Here is an 18321-nt window from a genome sequence, read left to right as displayed (position 1 = left end):
TGTAGCCTTGCCGTAGGTATATGTTACTGACTTCGTCAGTCTTATCCGGCAACCTCAAAACAGTGTTTTGAGCTGACTTCGTCAGTTCTATCTGCAACCTCAAAGCAGTGCTTTGAGCAGCCTGTGGCTAGCTTCCTAGTTTGCTCTTTGATTTTCATTGAGTATAAGACAGTGTTTATGAATTCTTGACAAGAGGATTTGTATATCATCAGGCAAACCATAGATTGTCAATTCGCTTTCTATGGTTTGTTTGCTTGAGAGAAATAGTAAAAGGAGAATAGAATGAAAGTATACACAGAGCGTGTATTTGGAAATGTTGAGGGCAAGGATGTCTTGGCCTATCGCTTTGAGACGGACTGTGGCTACCAGCTTGAGATCATGACTTATGGTGCGACTATCTTGCGCTATGTCACACCTGACAAGGCTGGAAATTTTGCCAATGTTATTTTGGGATTTGATGACTTTGATAGCTATGTAGGCAATAGTCCCAAGCATGGAGCGAGCGTAGGTCCTGTGGCGGGCCGTATTGCAGGTGCGACCTTTGAGCTAAATGGTACGACCTATGACCTTGAAGTAAACAATGCTAGCAATTGTAACCACAGTGGTTCAACAGGTTGGGATTCCAGTTTGTTTGAACCAGTTGAAGTGAGCGACCATGGCTTGACCCTCTACACAGAGCGTACAGATGGGACAGGCGGATTTCCTGGCAATCTCAAGATTTGGATTAGCTACTATTTGGAAGAAACTGGTGCCTACGAAATCAGCTACAAGGTAACGACCGATCAAGATACGCTGATCAATCCAACCAATCACAGCTATTTCAACTTGTCTGGTGATTTCACGCAGACGATTGACCGCCATGTCTTTCAACTAAATACTGAGGGCATTTATCCAATCGCTCCTGACGGTGTTCCAGCCAAAACTCCAGACGCTACTCGTGATGTGGTCAAACACATCTACAATGGTGCTTTGCTCAAGGATATCTTTGCAGAAGAAGATGAGCAAATTCAGCTGGTGTCTGGTTTAGACCACCCCTTTGCCCTTCCTGCAAGTCATGACAATGCTGGTTTCCTTTATGACCAAAACTCAGGTCGCTTCTTGCTTTTCAAGACAGAGGCTCCGTGTTTTGTGGTCTACACAGCAAACTTTGTGGATGAAAGTGTCATCATAGGAGGTCAACCAATGGTGCAGCACAATGGGATTGCCCTTGAAGCGCAAGCTCTACCAGATGCCATTCACAGTGACCTTAAAGACCAAGTCATTCTTAAAGCCGGTCAAACCTTTACAAGCAAGACACGTTATGAGCTTGTTGTGAAATAAAAATTTAGAAATATGATAGGTGTTCCAGAAGTTAGGTATCTAATTTTAGGAATGCCTTTTATTATTCCCTTATTTGCATATCTATCCCTAGAATCTTTTAAAAAGTTGATGTATAATGGGAAGAGTTGTATATTTTGCTATAAATTAATATGCTAATTTAAAAATGTAAAAAGAGGGGAATATGAATTTCAAAACTAGTGGAGAAAAAAGACAGAATTTCTCATTAAGAAAATTGGCAGTTGGCCTTGTATCTGTAGCAGTTGCGTGTTTCTTTTTGATGGGAACTGGCCTACAGACTGTATCTGCTCAAGAATCTCATGCCGTTAATTATACTTATGTTTTAGAGTCGGATTTGACTGATGAAGAGAAGACTCTCTTAGTTACATCCCTACCACAAGTAGCGGAAGAAACAGATGCTACCTACTATCTTGTTTATCGAGCAAATCAAGTACTACCCAACACAGGAACTAGCTCTCCATTGGGAACTGTTGCCTTGGTGGCGGGCCTTAGTTTATTGGTTGTAGTAGTTCTTAAGGGACGTGATGGCAAGAGCAAGATTAGTCGATTCTTGTTAGTAAGCGCTCTAGGCAGTCAGTTGCTGTCTTCAACTGCCCTTGCTTTGACGAGCGAGACACTAGCTGCTTATAACACCCAACTATCGGTTCAGGCAGGAGATGCCTTGCCAGCTCCGGTTGATATTCCTGGTTATACATACATAGGATATGTGAAAAATAAAGTAGACGTTGTTAAGCAATCAGATAAACAGAAGGCGCATGACAGCAAGTCTAACTTAGAAAATGTAGATAGCTCAACGATAGAGGAACAACAAGGAGGAACACCTTCTCCTATAGAGTCTCAACTACAAAAAAACAATGAAACTGTAGTGCAAGCAAAGGGGAGCCAAGAGCCGGGTCATGAGGGCGATGCCCTAGTTCAACCCGTTCAACCGACTTATACAGAACCCGTTAGCACCCAAGGCACACAAGAGTCAGGTCATGAAGGCGAATCCCTAATCCAAGCAGAGCAGCCGTCTTATACAGCCCCAATTAGTACCCAAGGTACGCAAGAGCCAGGTCATGAGGGCGATGCCCTAGTTCAACCAGTGCAACCGACTTATACAGAACCCGTTAGCACCCAAGGTACACAAGAGCCCGGCCATGAGGGTGAAGCTCTAGTTCAACCAGTTCAACCGACTTATACAGAACCCGTTAGCACCCAAGGCACACAAGAGTCAGGTCATGAAGGCGAATCCCTAGTCCAAGCAGAGCAGCCGTCTTATACAGCCCCAATTAGCACTAAAGGCACGCAAGAGCCAGGTCATGAAGGCGAATCCCTGGTTCAATCAGAACTACCAGTTTACACAGGTCCTCAGGAGGGAGCTCCAGTTGAGCCAACAGTGCCAGAGTCTACAGAAGTTGTTAGCAGTAAGGGCACGCAAGAGCCCGGCCATGAGGGTGAAGCCTTAGTTCAACCCGTTCAGCCATCTTACACAGCTCCAATTAGCACCCAAGGTACACAAGAGCCCGGCCATGAGGGTGAAGCTCTAGTTCAACCAGTTCAACCAGCGTATACAGACCCAATTAGCACTCAAGGCACACAAGAGTCAGGTCATGAAGGTGCTGCCCTAGTTCAACCCGTTCAACCGACTTATACAGAACCCGTTAGCACCCAAGGCACACAAGAGTCAGGTCATGATGGTGAGGCTCTAGTTCAACCAGTTCAACCAGCGTATACAGATCCAATCAGCACTCAAGGTACCCAAGAGTCGGGTCACGAGGGTGAGGCTGCTGTAGTAGAGACTCTTCCTGAACTGCCTTTGACAAGCAATCATCGTACAGTAACAGAAACCATTCCTCATGAAACTGAAGAAATTGAAGATGCGACTATCTTAAAAAATCATCGAGAAATTGCTCAGGAAGGAAAAGACGGTTTACGGACAATCGAGTATGAAGATTATCTCGTAGATGGTAAGGTGGAAGCTAGCAAGGAAATCTCACGTACAGAAGTAGAACCAACCAAAGAGATTGTCAAGGTTGGCAGTCTTGTTAAAACCAAACCAACAGTTGAAATCACCAATCTTGTTAAAGATGAGAGCAAAAAAGCAGTAGCAGTCAACTACCGCTTAGATGACCCAACGTCTGCTTTTGTTAAGGCCAAGGCCCAAATTTTTCAAAATGGAACACTGATTAAAGAAGTGGATTTGAAAGATTTATCCGTTCAGCAAACGATTGATGGTTTGGACTACTATACTCCTTATACAATTAAGACTTACCTGACCTATAATCTAGGCCAATCTGATCAGGAAAATACAGAAGTATCAACGAAAGATTTTCAATTGGACTATAAGAAAATTGAAATCAAAGATGTGGATGAAGTGGGGCTCTATGGTAAGGAAGATGGTCACTACCGTCGCTATCTGAATTTATCAGAAGTACCAAGTGATTTGTCACCTTATTTTGTCAAAGTCAAATCAGATAAGATGAAAGAAATGTTGCTACCAGTTAGCTCTATTAAGGAAACAGAGGATGGGAAGTACAAGGTAACCGTTGCCTTCAATGAACTGGTTCAAGAGAAAGATTCAGCATACAAGGATAACTATAGCTTCACAGTTGATAAGCAAAAGCTTGCCAAGGACGGTGTCTATACTTCTTTCAAGAAACTGATTGCTGCCATGCAGGGTAATCTAGCTGGAACCTTTAAACTTGGAGCTGATATGACAGCTGATGAAGTGTCCTTAGCTAAGGGACAAACCAGCTATGTGACAGGCACTTTCACTGGTAATCTTATCGGTGCGAGTGATGGGAAGCCGTTTGCGATTTATGACCTCAAGACAGCCTTGTTTGATAACTTGACCAAGGCTACTGTGAAAGATATTGACCTTAAAGCAGTAGCGATTAAGAGTCAAGATGACACAGCCAGCCTAGCAAAAGTGGCTACTAACAGCCAGATTAGTAATGTAGCTGTAGAAGGTCAATTGTCAGGTAGCAAGTCAGTTGCAGGTTTGGTAGCCAAGGCTCAAGATACAGAAATTACTAATAGTTCCTTTACAGGTAGCATTCAGGACAAGCATACGGATGCTTCTCCTTACTACGTGGGAGGTATAGCAGGACTCTTATCTGGTACTAAGGCTAAGATTGATAAGGTAGCTGTTGATACAAGTATTTCTAGCAATGCTCGCAACAATGACCAATTTGCTGGAGGTATTGTAGGGAAAGTTCAAAGTGGTGCTTTGGTCTCTCATGCACTAGCAAGTGGAACCATCCTCAATACGACAACCTATCCACGTATCGGAGGTATAGCTGGCTCTACATGGCAAAATGGCCGTATCCATCATGTCGTTAGCATGGTTAATACTGGAGATGGTTATGGCATCACAGGAGACCAATATAAGGGAGCGGACATCAAAGATGCCAGCACTGCTGTTGAGAACAAGAAGGCTGATCTCTATGCGACCCCAATCACCCAAGACCAGGCTAGAGAAAAGGTTCAGTCTTATGGGATGACAGTGACACTAGACGATACAGGTCAAACACTAAAGGACAATCAACGAAGTGTGGACTATACTCAGTTAAGTCAAGGCCAAGCTAGTCGAAAAGTTGCTTATCACAATATCGAGAAATTGATGCCTTTCTATAACAAAGAGTTAGTGGTTCACTATGGAAATCAAGTTGATTCTACTGATAAGCTTTATACTACAGAACTGCTGGATGTTGTACCAATGAAGGACAATGACATCATCACAGATATTCAGGCCAATAAAGTAGCTATCAATAAACTGATGTTGCATTTTGCTGACAATACAATCAGTTATCTAGATGTCACCTACAAAGATGACTTCAAAAATACACAAATTGCAGAGTACAGCGTAGCAGGTAAACCCTTTATCTTTACACCAGAGGCCTTTTTATCTGACTATACGAAAGTGACTGATCGGGTCCTAGCAGATTTGCAAGGGGTCGAATATGACTCAGCAGCCATGAGAAGAGTTCTGGGCATTGAGGCAGATGCGTCGCTTGATTCGCTATATTTGGACAAAGAATTTGAAAAAGTTAAATCCAATATCGGCGAACATCTCCGTAAAGTGCTAGCCATGGACAAGTCTATCAATACGATGGGAGATAGTGTAGCAATCTACATCAGCGAGAAAATCAAGAACAACAAGGAAGCTTTCTTGCTTGGTTTGACTTACCTCAATCGCTGGTACAATATCAACTACGATCACATCAACACCAAGGACCTCAATACCTATAAGTTTGACTTTGATGGCAATAGCACAGCTTCAACATTAGATACTATCATTGCCCTAGGTCAGAGCGGTATGGAAAATCTCAAGGCATCAAATAATACAAGTGCCTATGAAACAACACTGGCCGCTGCAAAAGGTCGCAAGACAGTGACGGATTTACTAGAGTCTTACAGAAAACTCTTCCTACCAACTAAAACCAATAATGAATGGTTGAAGACAAATACCAAGGCCTATATCGTAGAGAGTAAATCAGCAATCCCAGAAGTGCGTGCCAAACAAGAGTCAGCTACACCAGGTAGTAACTATACACTGGGAGTCTATGACCGTATTACGGCACCAAGTTGGAAATTAAAAAACATGCTCCTACCGCTATTAACATTGCCAGAAGAAGATGTTTATGTGATTTCAAATCTTTCTACCTTGGCCTTCGGTGGCTACGAACGTTATCGTGACCGTGTCAATAATACAGTCTTATCAGGAGAAGAATTGCGTCAGTATGTCCGTGCTAAGGTCGACCAGTCGGCTGAATGGCAACGAGATCACTACGATATCTGGTATCATCTCCTTTCACCAGAATACAAAGAAAAACTTTTCCGTTCAGTCATGGTGTCAGATGGCTTTGGTATGAAAGATAGCAGTAGCAAGTATTACTGGGCTACCCTGTCTGATAAGGCCATTGATTCTATCTACAACTTCTTTGGACCAACTGGTAAGTGGTATGGGGAAAGTAAAGGAGCTGGAGCCTATGCCAACGGTTCTGAGGTCCACTATGTCAGTGACCGCTTGTTGGATAAATACGGAACATCTGTCTATACTCATGAAATGGTTCACAATTCTGACGGACATATTTACTTTGAAGGAAAAGGTCGTCGTGAAGGATTGGGAGCAGAGTTGTATGCCTTAGGACTGTTGCAATCTGCTGACAGTCTAGATAAGGATGCTATTGTCTTGAATACTCTCTATAAAGGGGATAAGGATTCACCAACTCGCTTGCATACTTATGATCCGACAAGCCGCTTCACATCAGCCGCAGCCTTGCAAGAGTATGTGCACGGTATGTACGATGTCTTGTATACCTTGGATGCTATGGAAGCCAATGCCATTTTAACTAAGTCAAATGATGTTAAGAAAAAATGGTTTAGAAAAATAGAGAATTTCTACATTGAGGACAAGTACCATAAACAAACTCATGCTGGAAACTCTGTTCGTCCATTGACAGATGCTGAAGTAAGTAAACTAACCAGTCTTGATGCCTTGATTGACAATGATATCATCAACCGTCGGGCTTACCGTGATAAGAGCGACTATACTCGTAATGGCTATCATCTGATCAGCATGTTCTCACCGATTTATGCTGCCCTTAGCAATCCAAAGGGTGCACCTGGTGACATCATGTTCAGAAAGACAGCCTACGAATTGTTGGCAGAAAAAGGTTATCAAGATGGCTTCTTACCATATGTATCCAACCAATACGCAGAAGAAGCTAAACGCAAAGGGGACATTACCTATTCAGATTGGCACCGAAAAGATGTGGGACTCATCACTGATAGCCTCGTCTTGAAAAATGTCTTTGCCAACCAATACGCTTCATGGGCTAATTTCAAGAAGGATATGTTTGATCAACGTATTCGTAAGCAAGATCAGTTGAAACCAATTACCATTCAGTATGAACTTGGTGTGCCAAACAGTAGCAAGGAGATTACAATCCGTTCAGCTGCCCAAATGCAAGAACTCATCAATCAAGCAGTGGCTAAAGATGTGGCTAACATTGACCGTACGACAAGCCATGCTCCTGCAAGCTGGGTACACTTATTAAAACAAAAAATCTACAATGCCTACCTACGTAGCACAGATGATTTCAGAGAATCGATTTATAAACAATAAGAAAACTCCCCCACGCTATCCTGTCTAATCCAGTCTATCTTGCAGATGGTCAGTCTTTGTGATAGAATAGCATAAAGTCCTTTTGAGGGGGAACTTGCTAGGAAATCCCCAAGCATTGTAACGGATGAACCACCCTCGCCTTTTTGTGAGGGTGGTTTTTCCTTTGTAAGTAGAAAATAAGAGAGAAAGAGTCTACATCATGTCGAGAATTGTCAGCATCCATCCAGCCAAGGAAATCCATCGTTATGGCTTTGAGAGTACCCAGGTCTATCGAGCCCGCATAGCACGCCATCTGGGTTTGGAATATGTTCACCTTGTATCGAGCCCTCAGCTTCGTCCTGACTGGAAGAAAGATTTAATCAAGTTAGGATTTTTAGAAAAAGAACTGATATGTGTTCCGCATAGTTTTTCAGATATAGGTCATGCAGACTTATCAGTGAGACCAGAAAGTCTAACGCTAGCAGATGGAGATCAGGTTGAACTCAATGAGGATGGTTTTGTGGCCTCAGTTACCTTAGGAGATGGCTCGGGGAGATATTACTACACCAAGGGTCCCTTCTTGTTTGAAGATTTCAAGGAGAAGGAACTTCGTTGGTATCATGAAAATGGGGAACTGGCCCTGGAAGGACGCTTTATCGATCCCTTCAAAGAACCCTCTCCTGTCACTATCTTTTACCCAGAATACATCTACCGCATAGGAGGAGAAATCCGTTCTGAAGAGGACTTGTTAGTGAAGTTCTTAGCCAAATGGGCCCAGCAAACCGACCTCTTTATCCGTGACCAACAAATCGTACCCAAACCCAGCCTTTGGCGTTACATGGAAAACACGGATAAAAATTATTATGAAGTCGTCCATGAAAATGTCATGCGAGATTTACGCCTCGCCAATCTGCGCAAGACAAACAAATACCTAGTTGCCAGTGAAGTTTTGACTGATACTTTGGCGAAACAAGGGTATGACACTAAGTTTTTACCACCAATGTTTACAGAAAAAGTAGGTCAGCTAAGAAAAATCGGACCTGTTTTGGACTATTGCTTGGTGGGTCATATGGGAGAAGGTAAGAACGTTGAACTTGTCATTGAAGCTTTTATCGAACTCTACAAACGTGGCTCCAAGGCCCAGATTACCTTTTATGGTGGCTCAGAGGAACGTCTAGCAGAATTACAGAATCAATATGATCTTCCGCCAACCATTCACTTTAAAGGTATCGTTGACGAAGTACCTTATCATCTGCACCAATGCTATTTGTCTGCAAGTTATACAGAGTTATTTGCTAATGCCTGTATTGAAGCCTTGAGTCAAGGTTTGTTAGCCTTGTTATCTGATGTGGAGATTGCCCATCGTTTTTATGCCAACCAGTCCAATGCCATCAACTTGTTTAAAAGCAAATCAGAGTTGATTCAAAAGATAGAAGAGATGGAAGAGCCTGATTTTTATCTATCGAATGAAAAAAATCTAGCCTTAGCCTCTCGCTATTCTCTGGAAAAAGTAGCTCAAATATACAGAGAACTATTAGATAGGAACTTCTAGGATGTTGGGAATTCTAGTCACCCTATTGCTCTATTTCTACTTGATTTCCTGGATTGCCTATTGGAAAAAAGGGAGCGAAGAGGACTATTATCAGGTTAAGAAAGCTGTTCCAGTGACAGTTTTGGCCTTCTCAGTCTTTGCGACCTTACTCAGCCCCATTTCCTTTCTGACTCTGGTGGGGAATGCCTATACAGGTAGGTCCTATCTCTGGTTTGCCCAGTGTGGCATCTTTCTAGCCATTCCACTAGCTCATCGCTATTTTCTGCCCCTCTATCAAAAGGGAAACTATGAGACAGCCTATCATCTTTTAGAGGATAAGTTTCAATCGGCTGGCATTCGTTCACTGGCTTCAGGACTTTTCATCCTCTACCAGTTGGGGCGAATAGCAGTGGTGACCTACTTGTTGTCTCAAGCCTTAGAGCCCTTTATCCCTATCAATTAGCTGGTCTTGTCAGGTTTACTCCTTCTTTTGACGGTCTATTATCTGGCAAGGGGTGGTCTCTGGGTTGTGCTGTGGACGGACTTCTTTCAAGGCTTGGTCCTACTGGCTATATTGGCCCTCTTTCTACCAAGAATTGCCCAATCTGGTTTAGTCGTGAATAGCAGTCAACAGCTATCTCACTTTGCAGAGACTCTGGATGGGAAGATGGTCTTTATCTTAGTTGCAGGAGCAGGTTTTAGTAGCTTGTTTTCCTACGTTTCTTCGCAGGATATCGTCCAACGTTTTAATAGCAAAATAGGGCGTCAGAAGATTGGAAAAATCTTATGGCTACAGGGACTCTTGTCCTTTGGGATTGCTAGTCTACTCTATCTGATTGGCTGCTTGATTCGTCAGGAAAATTTCGCTACCAGATCGACCAATCCTGTCCTCATTGCTTACGCTCGGGAGAGTCTGGCACCTTGGTTTGGTAGTTTCATCATGCTGGCTCTCTTGGCAGCAGGTCAATCCACAGTTTCTTCTAGTATGAATGCAATCGTGACCTGCTTGAAGTTGGATTTCGCTTGGACAAAAATTCGCTGGTCGCCAAGCCTCCTATCCTTTGTCTTAGCAGGTCTGTCCTGGCTCCTCTGCCTCTTACTCATGAGTGCAGAAATCTACTCCATCTACGAATGGATTAACGGCTTTATGGGTCTGACTTTAGGTGTGATTGGCGGTTTGTACCTCTTGGTCTTACTCCTCAAAAAACCGAGTTTACAACTAGCTAAAATCTATCTGGTCTTTAGTCTAGGAGCCTTGGTCCTCTATCATTACAGTGGTTTCTTTGCCAACCCAAATCCTTGGTTAAATAGCATCATTACTACTTTATCTGCTCTTTTTATCTCATTTCTAGGAAGACTATATGAAAGCAACATCTAAACCCATAGCCGTCATTTTGATCCGTTCGGGTTCACGCGGCTTAGTGGATAAAAATATCAAACCGCTTGCAGGCAAACCCTTGGTTTTCTATACCATAGAAGTCGCTCTAGCCTCCAAGCTATTTAGTGATATCTGGATATCCTCAGACTCACTAGCCTATCTAGAACTCTGTCGTCAAGCCTATCCAGAGATTCGTTGTGTCCACAGACCAAAAGAATTGGCCTTGGCAACAACCTCTAGCTTAGAAACCTTACGCGACTTTTTACAGCCCTTTGAGGAAGAGCAGGTCTTTGTCAATCTACAGGTGACTTCACCTCTTAGAGAGGTAGAGCATCTCATCGAGTCCTATCAACTTTACTGTCAGTCTGGCGCTGACCATTTGATTTCCTGTGTTAAGGCGGACAAGAGTCGTAGTCTTTACTTGCAGTTTGCGGAGTCGTCATTTATCCATCCCCCTCAAGTTTCCAAGCACTATGCTCGGCAGAAAGAGCCTGTCTATTACTATCCCAACGGTAGTATTTGGATTTCTCGCAAGGACCTTTACCTACGAGATGAGACCTTTTACACGGATAAGACAGTAGCCTATGAAATGCCCAAACTCTATTCTTATGATATCGACGATGCCTTGGACTTTGAAGTCGTTGAGACCTTGCTGCACCATCACCACCTAGGAGAATCAAAGAGATGAAACACCTCATCATTGCGACAACACCCTTGCAGTCCAAGATTGCACAGCATATCGAGGGACTCTATCCGGATCAGGACTTTGTCAGTCTTTATGTCAGTCCTGTCAAAAATGCCCGACAAGAGCATTATGCTAAGGATTTTGATCATGTTTACTATCCTCAGACGGCAGCGGACTTGGCTCAGATTTGTCAGGAGCTGGCGGGAGACTATGACACTATCTTTTATGCTAGTTTTGACAATAGATTGATTCTAGACTTGGTTGCTAGCTCTACTTACCAGCACCTCATGAGTTTCGATGATGGCTATGCGGATATTTATCCCTTGGGTATGTATGCTTGGCCCCTTCAACCCAGTCAGGTGGGCTCTTTGGGCTTGACCAGAGATGACTTGATTGAGCGGACGGAAAAGCACTATACTCTCTATCGCAGCGACTACCATGTCGTGGCTAGAGAAAAGCTAGTTTATCTGGAGCATTTTTTTAACCTGCCTCAAGCCCCCGTATCAAATGGCAAGATGGTCAAGGTCCTGCTGGGGCAAAAGTTTTCCGAAGAGGACGACCAGATCTCCATCCGCTTTATCAGTACCTATGCCAAGGCCTTGGCAATTGATTTCTATCTGCCTCATCCCAAGGAAACCTTCACTATTCCAAATGTGACTTACTTGGAGACGGAGCTGATCTTTGAAGATGTCCTAGCCCAACTCTTTCAAGAATACGAGTTCGTTCAGGTCTATCACTTCACCTCGTCTGTCAGCCTCCACTTACAAGACCTGCCCCATGTGACCATTACAGGTATTTCTCTCCCCTACTATGAGGACCGTCAAAAAGAATTGCGACGCTTGGGCTGTCAGTTTGAAAGGGTTTCACTTGGCTGGTAGCATAAATGTATATTTTAAAATATGTAAATCCATACGCTATATGGATTTTTTATATATAAATATAGCAAAAAACTATAGTTTGAATGATCAAAAAGTATTCAAATTCCTTGTATAAGAGGTTTTAAAGTGTTAAAATTAAGTGTCTAATTTTGAAGTTTTCAAGCAAGTATTAGCATAATAACAGCTTAAAAATAAAAAAAAAAGGATGATGAAGATGTTTATAAATAAAAAAGAAAAATTTTCCATTCGTAAGTTTAAAGACGGTCGTTCAGACTCAGTCAAAATCGGTACAGTCGGTCTGATTGTCGGTGCAGCCCTTGCAATGGCAGGACAACCCCATATTGCAGAAGCAGCGATGACAGAAAACAGCGACAACACAACAACGATCTCAAATGATAAGGGGTCAGTAATTGTAGATACAGCTAATATTGAGAACCCAGATGCAGGTAGGGCATTTTCAACTGATCCAACTGCAGAGGGAACAAATACAATTACTAAAACTGGAAAAGTAGACTACAAATATGTAACTGCTGAGGGTAATACTGTATTAGAAGAAAACAAAAACCAAAACTCTGGTGCTGATAAAACTATCGAAACACCATACGATGTATACGGTAAATCAGGAGAAGTTTTCAAAGGAACTACAGGTGGTGATGCAGAAGCTAGCGACCTAAACGACGCTAAAGAAAATGGTAAGAAAGAAACAATCGAAAAAGATGGGAAGACTTACCACCTAATCGGAGAACCTAAGGTTGAAACTACTGGAAACGGTGGAGGAGTGTACTCTGACACAACTCTAGGTGATGTAACTGCGAAATTGACTCCAGAAGGGTTAAGTAACGCAGAAGGTAAAATCACTTATGATACTGTAAAACCTGGTGGAAAAGCTTGGATTGTTGAACAAACAGGAAAAGGAACATATGGTAAATATGTACAAGCTGATTCAGGTGCGATCACTTCTGATGCTAAGATGATAGAAGCTTTCAAAGCTGGAGAAGCAACAGCAAAAAACTTCAATTCAGCGAACGTAACGGCTGATGGTGGAATCAAAGAAGGTGATTATGTTTTCGTCCTTGAGAAAAATACCTATGTAACAGCTAAAACTGAGAGTTTCTCTTTAACAGCACAGATACAATTGTCATCTAGTGATAATGTAGCAGATGATAAAGATGGAACTGGGGCTACTTTAAATAGAACATATGCAATGGTACAAAACTTTAAAGCGGCTCCAGATACTTTAACAGGAGAAGCAAACAAAACTCTTGTAAAAAACTATCTTGCATATCTTCAAGAAAAAGGATTTGAAGATAACCTCCTTAATTTCAAACGATATATTACTTTAGGAATGGCGGCAAAAACTGGTGGTCCTCTGGAGATTAGTGCTGATAAGGGAGATCAAGTTGATGATAAAGGAAGACCTACAAGTGATATAACAGCTGATATAGCAAGCGTTACTGATCAAGAAACAAGTACTTTAGAAGATAGTAGTGATTTTCTTCTTAAATTTTCTGATCCTTCGCCGGAAGTTGAAGAGTATTCTTACCGTGACGAAATCACTCCTCTTCGTGCATACCGTTTAGCAAGTGGTACTACAACAATCACTTACACTTATGCAGAAGAAAAAACTCGTGAAATCGAGAAAAAAGGTTCTGTAGTCGTTAACTACCAAACAGAAGACGGAACAGAATTAAAAGCTCCTTACACTGATACTCCTGAAACAGTAGCTGAAGTAGTAACTGAGAAATACTATGTTGATGCTGATGGAAATGATGTAATTGTAAGTAGTACTACAGCTTCTAAAAACGTACCTTACAACACTAAAGAAAATGAAACTGAAAAACCTCAAAAACTTACAGATGCACAAGGAAATGTTTACTACCTAAACGAAGCAAACACAATGACATCTGTAAATGGTACAGAAACTACATCACCAGCTGAAACAGGAACAGTAGTAGAAGGTGTTACAAAAGTAACTTACATCTATGAAAAAGCTGGATCAGTAATCGTTAACTACAAAACAGAAGATGGAACTCCACTTGCAGGAACAGTAGTAGACGAAGATGGAGCTGGTAAAACTGTAGAATCAGGTGCAAAAGACATTGATAATGGTAAACCAGGTACAGCTTATAACACTGCAGACAATGGAATGAAACCAACTCGTATTAAAACTGCAGAAGGCAAAGTATACGAATTAGTTCCATACTTAACTGAAGGTGAAGAAACAGGTGAGGTTGAATCAGGAACAACTAAAGAAGTAACCTACGTTTACAAAGAAGTTAAAGGTAATGTTGTCGTTAAGTATGAAGATACTGAAGGTAACACACTTGCTGATGACGAAAAAGATGAAACAGATGCTTCTCTAAATGTTAAATACGATACAGCTGACCACAAAAAAGAATCTATCGAGAAAGATGGTGTTAAATATTACTTAACAGCTAAAGAACTGAAAGATGGTTCTAAACCAGCTACTGGAGACGTAGTAGAAGGAACAACTACAGTAACTTACGTTTACGAAAAAGCTGGATCAGTAATCGTTAACTACCAAACAGAAGACGGAACTCCATTAACAGGTACTGCAGATGGTGCAAATGTAGCTTCAGGTGCAAAAGACACTACAGACGCTAAAGCAGGAACTGACTACAACACTGCAGACAACGGAATGAAACCAAACCGTATTACAACTGCAGAAGGTAAAGTATACGAATTAGTACCAACAGCAACTAAAGGTGAAGAAACTGGTAAAGTTGTTGCAGGTGAAACGAAAGAAGTAACCTACGTTTATAAAGAAGTAAAAGGTAATGTTGTCGTTAAGTATGAAGATACTGAAGGTAACGTAATCGCAGAAGACGAAAAAGACGAAACAGATGCTTCTCTAAACGTTAAATACGACACAGCAGACCACAAAAAAGCTGAAATCACCAAAGACGGTGTTAAATACTACCTAACAGCTAAAGAATTGAAAGATGATTCTAAACCAGCTACTGGAGATGTTGTTGAAGGTACAACTACAGTAACTTATGTTTATGAAAAAGCTGGACAAGTAGTCGTTAACTATCAAACAGAAGATGGAACTCCATTAGTAGGTGTTGACCCAGCTGGTGCAAATGTAGCTTCAGGTGCTAAAGACACTGTAGATGGAAAACCAGGATCAGATTATGATACTTCTGATAACGGAATGAAACCAGCTCGTATCACAACTGCAGAAGGCAAAGTATACGAATTAGTACCAACAGCAACTAAAGGTGAAGAAACTGGTAAAGTTGTTGCTGGAGAAACTAAAGAAGTAACATACGTTTATAAAGAAGTAACTGGTGATGTAGTAGTTCACTATGTTGACACAGAAGGTAACAAAATCGCAGCTGATAAAGACGACCTTAAAGGTGCATCTCTAAGCGAAAAATATGATACTGCTGTTGATAACAAACCAGAAAAAATCACTGCAGAAGACGGAACTGTATACTACATTACAAAAGCTGGTCTTAAAGATGATTCTAAACCAGAAACTGGAAACGTAGTTGAAGGTAAAACTGATGTAACTTACGTTTATGAAAAAGCTGGATCAGTAATCGTTAATTACCAAACAGAAGACGGAACTCCATTAGTAGGAACTGCAGACGGTAAAGATATTGCTTCAGGTGCTAAAGATACTGACAATGGAAAACCAGGTTCTGAATACAACACTGCAGATAACGGAATGAAACCAACTCGTATCACAACTGCAGAAGGAAAAGTATACGAACTAGTACCAGCATCAACTAAAGGTGATGAAACAGGTACTGTAGAATCAGGTCAAACTAAAGAAGTAACATACGTTTATAAAGAAGTAAAAGGTAATGTAGTAGTTCACTATACAGATGAGGCAGGAAATAAAATTGCTGAAGATGCTAAAGATACAACAGATGGATCAATTAGCACACCATATGACACTTCTGATAACGGCATGAAACCAGAACGTATTACGACTCCAGAAGGCAAAGTTTACCAATTAGTACCAACAGCAACTCAAGGTGCTGAAACTGGTAAGGTTACTGAAGGAACTACAGAAGTAACCTATGTTTATAAAGAAGTAACTGGAGATGTAGTCGTTCACTACGTTGACACAGAAGGTAACGTCATTGCTGAAGATAAAGAAGATACTAAAGGTGCTTCTCTAAACGCTAAATACGATACAACTGACAACAAACCAGAGAAAATCGAAAAAGACGGAACTGTTTACTATTTAACAGAAAAAGCTCTTAAAGATGACTCTAAACCAGAAAACGGAGACGTAGTAGAAGGTAAAACAGAAGTAACATACGTTTACGAAAAAGCTGGACAAGTAGTCGTTCATTACACTGACGAAAAAGGTAACACTATTCAAGCAGATGCTGTTGATACCAAAGACGGAAAACCAAACTCAGACTACAACACTGCTGATAACGGAATGAAACCAAACCGTATCACTACTCCAGAAGGTAAAGTATACGAATTAATCCCTCAATCAACTAAAGGTGATGAAACAGGTAAAGTTAAAGCTGGAGAAACTACAGAAGTAACTTACGTCTACAAAGAAATCACTGGTAATGTCGTCGTTCATTACGTTGATACAGAAGGAAACACATTAGCTGACGATACGAAAGATGTAGAAAATGGATCACTAAGTGAGAAATATGACACAACTGACAACAAACCAGCTAAACTTGAAAAAGATGGACAAGTTTACTACTTGACAGCTAAAGAATTGAAAGACGGTTCTAAGCCAGAAAACGGTGCTGTTGTAGAAGGAACTACAGAAATCACTTATGTATACGAAAAAGCAGGAAACGTTCTTGTTCATTACGTAGACGAAGCTGGAAACACTCTTCAAGCAGATGCTGTTGATACCACAGACGGAAAACCAGGAGCTAAATACGATACTTCTGATAAGGACATGAAACCAACTCATATCACTACTCCAGAAGGAAAAGTATACGAACTAGTACCAGCATCAACTAAAGGTAACGAAACTGGTGATGTTGAAGCAGGTAAGACTACAGAAGTAACATATGTCTACAAAGAAGTGAAAGGAAACGTAGTAGTTCACTACACTGATGAAGCGGGTAACACAATCGCAGAAGATGTTAAAGATACTACAGACGGATCAGTAAGCTCAGCATATGACACAACTGATAACAAACCAGCTACAATCACTACAAAAGATGGTAAAGTATATGTACTTGTACCAACTTCAACTAAGGGTGAAGAGTCTGGTAAAGTAACAGAAGGAACAACAGAAGTAACTTACGTTTATAAAGAAGTAACTGGAGATGTAGTAGTTCACTACGTTGACACAGAAGGTAACGTCATTGCTGAAGACAAAGAAGATACTAAAGGTGCTTCTCTAAACGCTAAATACGATACAACTGACAATAAACCAGCAACAATCGAAAAAGATGGTGTTAAATATTACTTAACAGAAAAAGCTGTTAAAGACGATTCTAAACCTGAAACAGGAGATGTAGTAGAAGGTAAAACTGAAGTAACTTACGTTTACGAAAAAGCAGGAAACGTTCTTGTTCATTACGTAGACGAAGCTGGAAACACACTTCAAGCAGATGCTGTTGATACTAAAGACGGTAAACCAGGAGCTAAATACGATACTTCTGATAAGGACATGAAACCAACTCGTATCACAACTCCAGAAGGTAAAGTATACGAATTAGTCCCAGCATCAACTAAAGGTAACGAAACTGGTGATGTTGAAGCAGGTAAGACTACAGAAGTGACTTATGTTTACAAAGAAGTGAAAGGAAATGTAGTTGTTCACTACACTGACGAAGCAGGTAACACAATCGCAGAAGACGTTAAAGATACGACTGACGGATCTGTAAGCTCAGCATACGACACAAGTGACAACAAACCAGCTACAATTACTACAAAAGATGGTAAGAAATACGTATTAGTACCAACTGCAACTAAAGGTGCCGAAACTGGTAAAGTAACAGAAGGAACAACAGAAGTAACATACGTTTATAAAGAAGTCAAAGAAGGTTCTACAAATGGAGGCTCACTCACTCCATCTCAACCTGGTTCTCCATCAACACCTTCAACAAATCCAACAAGTCCGGTGAAACCGACAGACCCAAGTCAACCAGAAACTCCAGTAGTTCCTACAGACCCAAGTCAGCCAACAACACCGCCTAATCCGGCTAATCCGGCTAACCCAGTGGGTCCAGTAACTCCAACGATGCCATCGGCACCAGAAAATGGTGAAGCACCACAAGCTCCAGCGGCTTCATCAGAAGCTAAAGGACAAGCTGAACTTCCAAACACTGGTACAGAAGACAATGCTAGCTTAGCGGCACTTGGACTTTTAGGTGTCTTGAGTGGATTTGGACTTGTTGCTCGCAAGAAAAAAGAAGACTAAATCTAATTAGATTTTCTGATAAGAATAAGGAGTAG

The 18321-nt window shown here is 41.4% G+C and carries 8 protein-coding genes; all 8 read left to right on the top strand.

The window, feature by feature from the left end:
* The first annotated feature begins 282 nt into the window (after positions 1-282).
* A complete protein-coding gene (locus D8849_RS08390) occupies positions 283-1320 on the top strand; it encodes an aldose epimerase family protein (RefSeq protein WP_125386761.1) in 1038 nt (345 codons plus the stop codon).
* A 181-nt stretch (positions 1321-1501) separates the two neighbouring features.
* Positions 1502-7450, top strand: a complete 5949-nt coding sequence (locus D8849_RS08385; RefSeq protein WP_125386760.1) for a ZmpA/ZmpB/ZmpC family metallo-endopeptidase — start codon at positions 1502-1504, stop codon at positions 7448-7450.
* A 199-nt stretch (positions 7451-7649) separates the two neighbouring features.
* On the top strand, positions 7650-8981 hold the full coding sequence (locus D8849_RS08380) for a glycosyltransferase (RefSeq protein ID WP_125386759.1): 1332 nt from the start codon (positions 7650-7652) through the stop codon (positions 8979-8981).
* Position 8982: 1 nt separating this feature from the next.
* Positions 8983-9423 carry an SLC5/6 family protein gene (locus D8849_RS10690; protein WP_225902341.1) on the top strand — a complete coding sequence of 147 codons (441 nt, stop codon included), beginning with the start codon at positions 8983-8985 and terminating at the stop codon, positions 9421-9423.
* A gap of 6 nt (positions 9424-9429) precedes the next feature.
* Entirely contained in the window at positions 9430-10338 is a 909-nt protein-coding gene (locus D8849_RS08375; protein ID WP_225902342.1) for an SLC5/6 family protein, read from the top strand.
* Positions 10322-11026 (top strand): acylneuraminate cytidylyltransferase family protein, encoded by a 705-nt coding sequence (locus D8849_RS08370; protein ID WP_125386758.1) that lies wholly within the window; start codon positions 10322-10324, stop codon positions 11024-11026. Before D8849_RS08375 ends, D8849_RS08370 begins: the two co-directional genes overlap by 17 nt.
* Entirely contained in the window at positions 11023-11901 is an 879-nt protein-coding gene (locus tag D8849_RS08365; protein WP_125386757.1) for a glycosyltransferase family 52, read from the top strand. Before D8849_RS08370 ends, D8849_RS08365 begins: the two co-directional genes overlap by 4 nt.
* A 214-nt stretch (positions 11902-12115) precedes the next feature.
* A complete protein-coding gene (locus tag D8849_RS08360; RefSeq protein ID WP_125386756.1) occupies positions 12116-18286 on the top strand; it encodes a MucBP domain-containing protein in 6171 nt (2056 codons plus the stop codon).
* Positions 18287-18321 lie beyond the last annotated feature (35 nt).

Source organism: Streptococcus mitis (assembly GCF_003942765.1).
GTDB lineage: Bacteria > Bacillota > Bacilli > Lactobacillales > Streptococcaceae > Streptococcus > Streptococcus mitis_BE.
Note: the sequence above shows the minus strand (reverse complement) of the source record. Positions and strands in the feature narration are given on the sequence as shown.

Coding starts and splice junctions, on each gene's coding strand:
- D8849_RS08390 (WP_125386761.1), top strand. CDS start 283: ATGAAAGTATACACAGAGCGTGTATTTGGAAATGTTGAGGGCAAGGAT.
- D8849_RS10690 (WP_225902341.1), top strand. CDS start 8,983: ATGTTGGGAATTCTAGTCACCCTATTGCTCTATTTCTACTTGATTTCC.
- D8849_RS08370 (WP_125386758.1), top strand. CDS start 10,322: ATGAAAGCAACATCTAAACCCATAGCCGTCATTTTGATCCGTTCGGGT.
- D8849_RS08385 (WP_125386760.1), top strand. CDS start 1,502: ATGAATTTCAAAACTAGTGGAGAAAAAAGACAGAATTTCTCATTAAGA.
- D8849_RS08380 (WP_125386759.1), top strand. CDS start 7,650: ATGTCGAGAATTGTCAGCATCCATCCAGCCAAGGAAATCCATCGTTAT.
- D8849_RS08360 (WP_125386756.1), top strand. CDS start 12,116: ATGTTTATAAATAAAAAAGAAAAATTTTCCATTCGTAAGTTTAAAGAC.
- D8849_RS08365 (WP_125386757.1), top strand. CDS start 11,023: ATGAAACACCTCATCATTGCGACAACACCCTTGCAGTCCAAGATTGCA.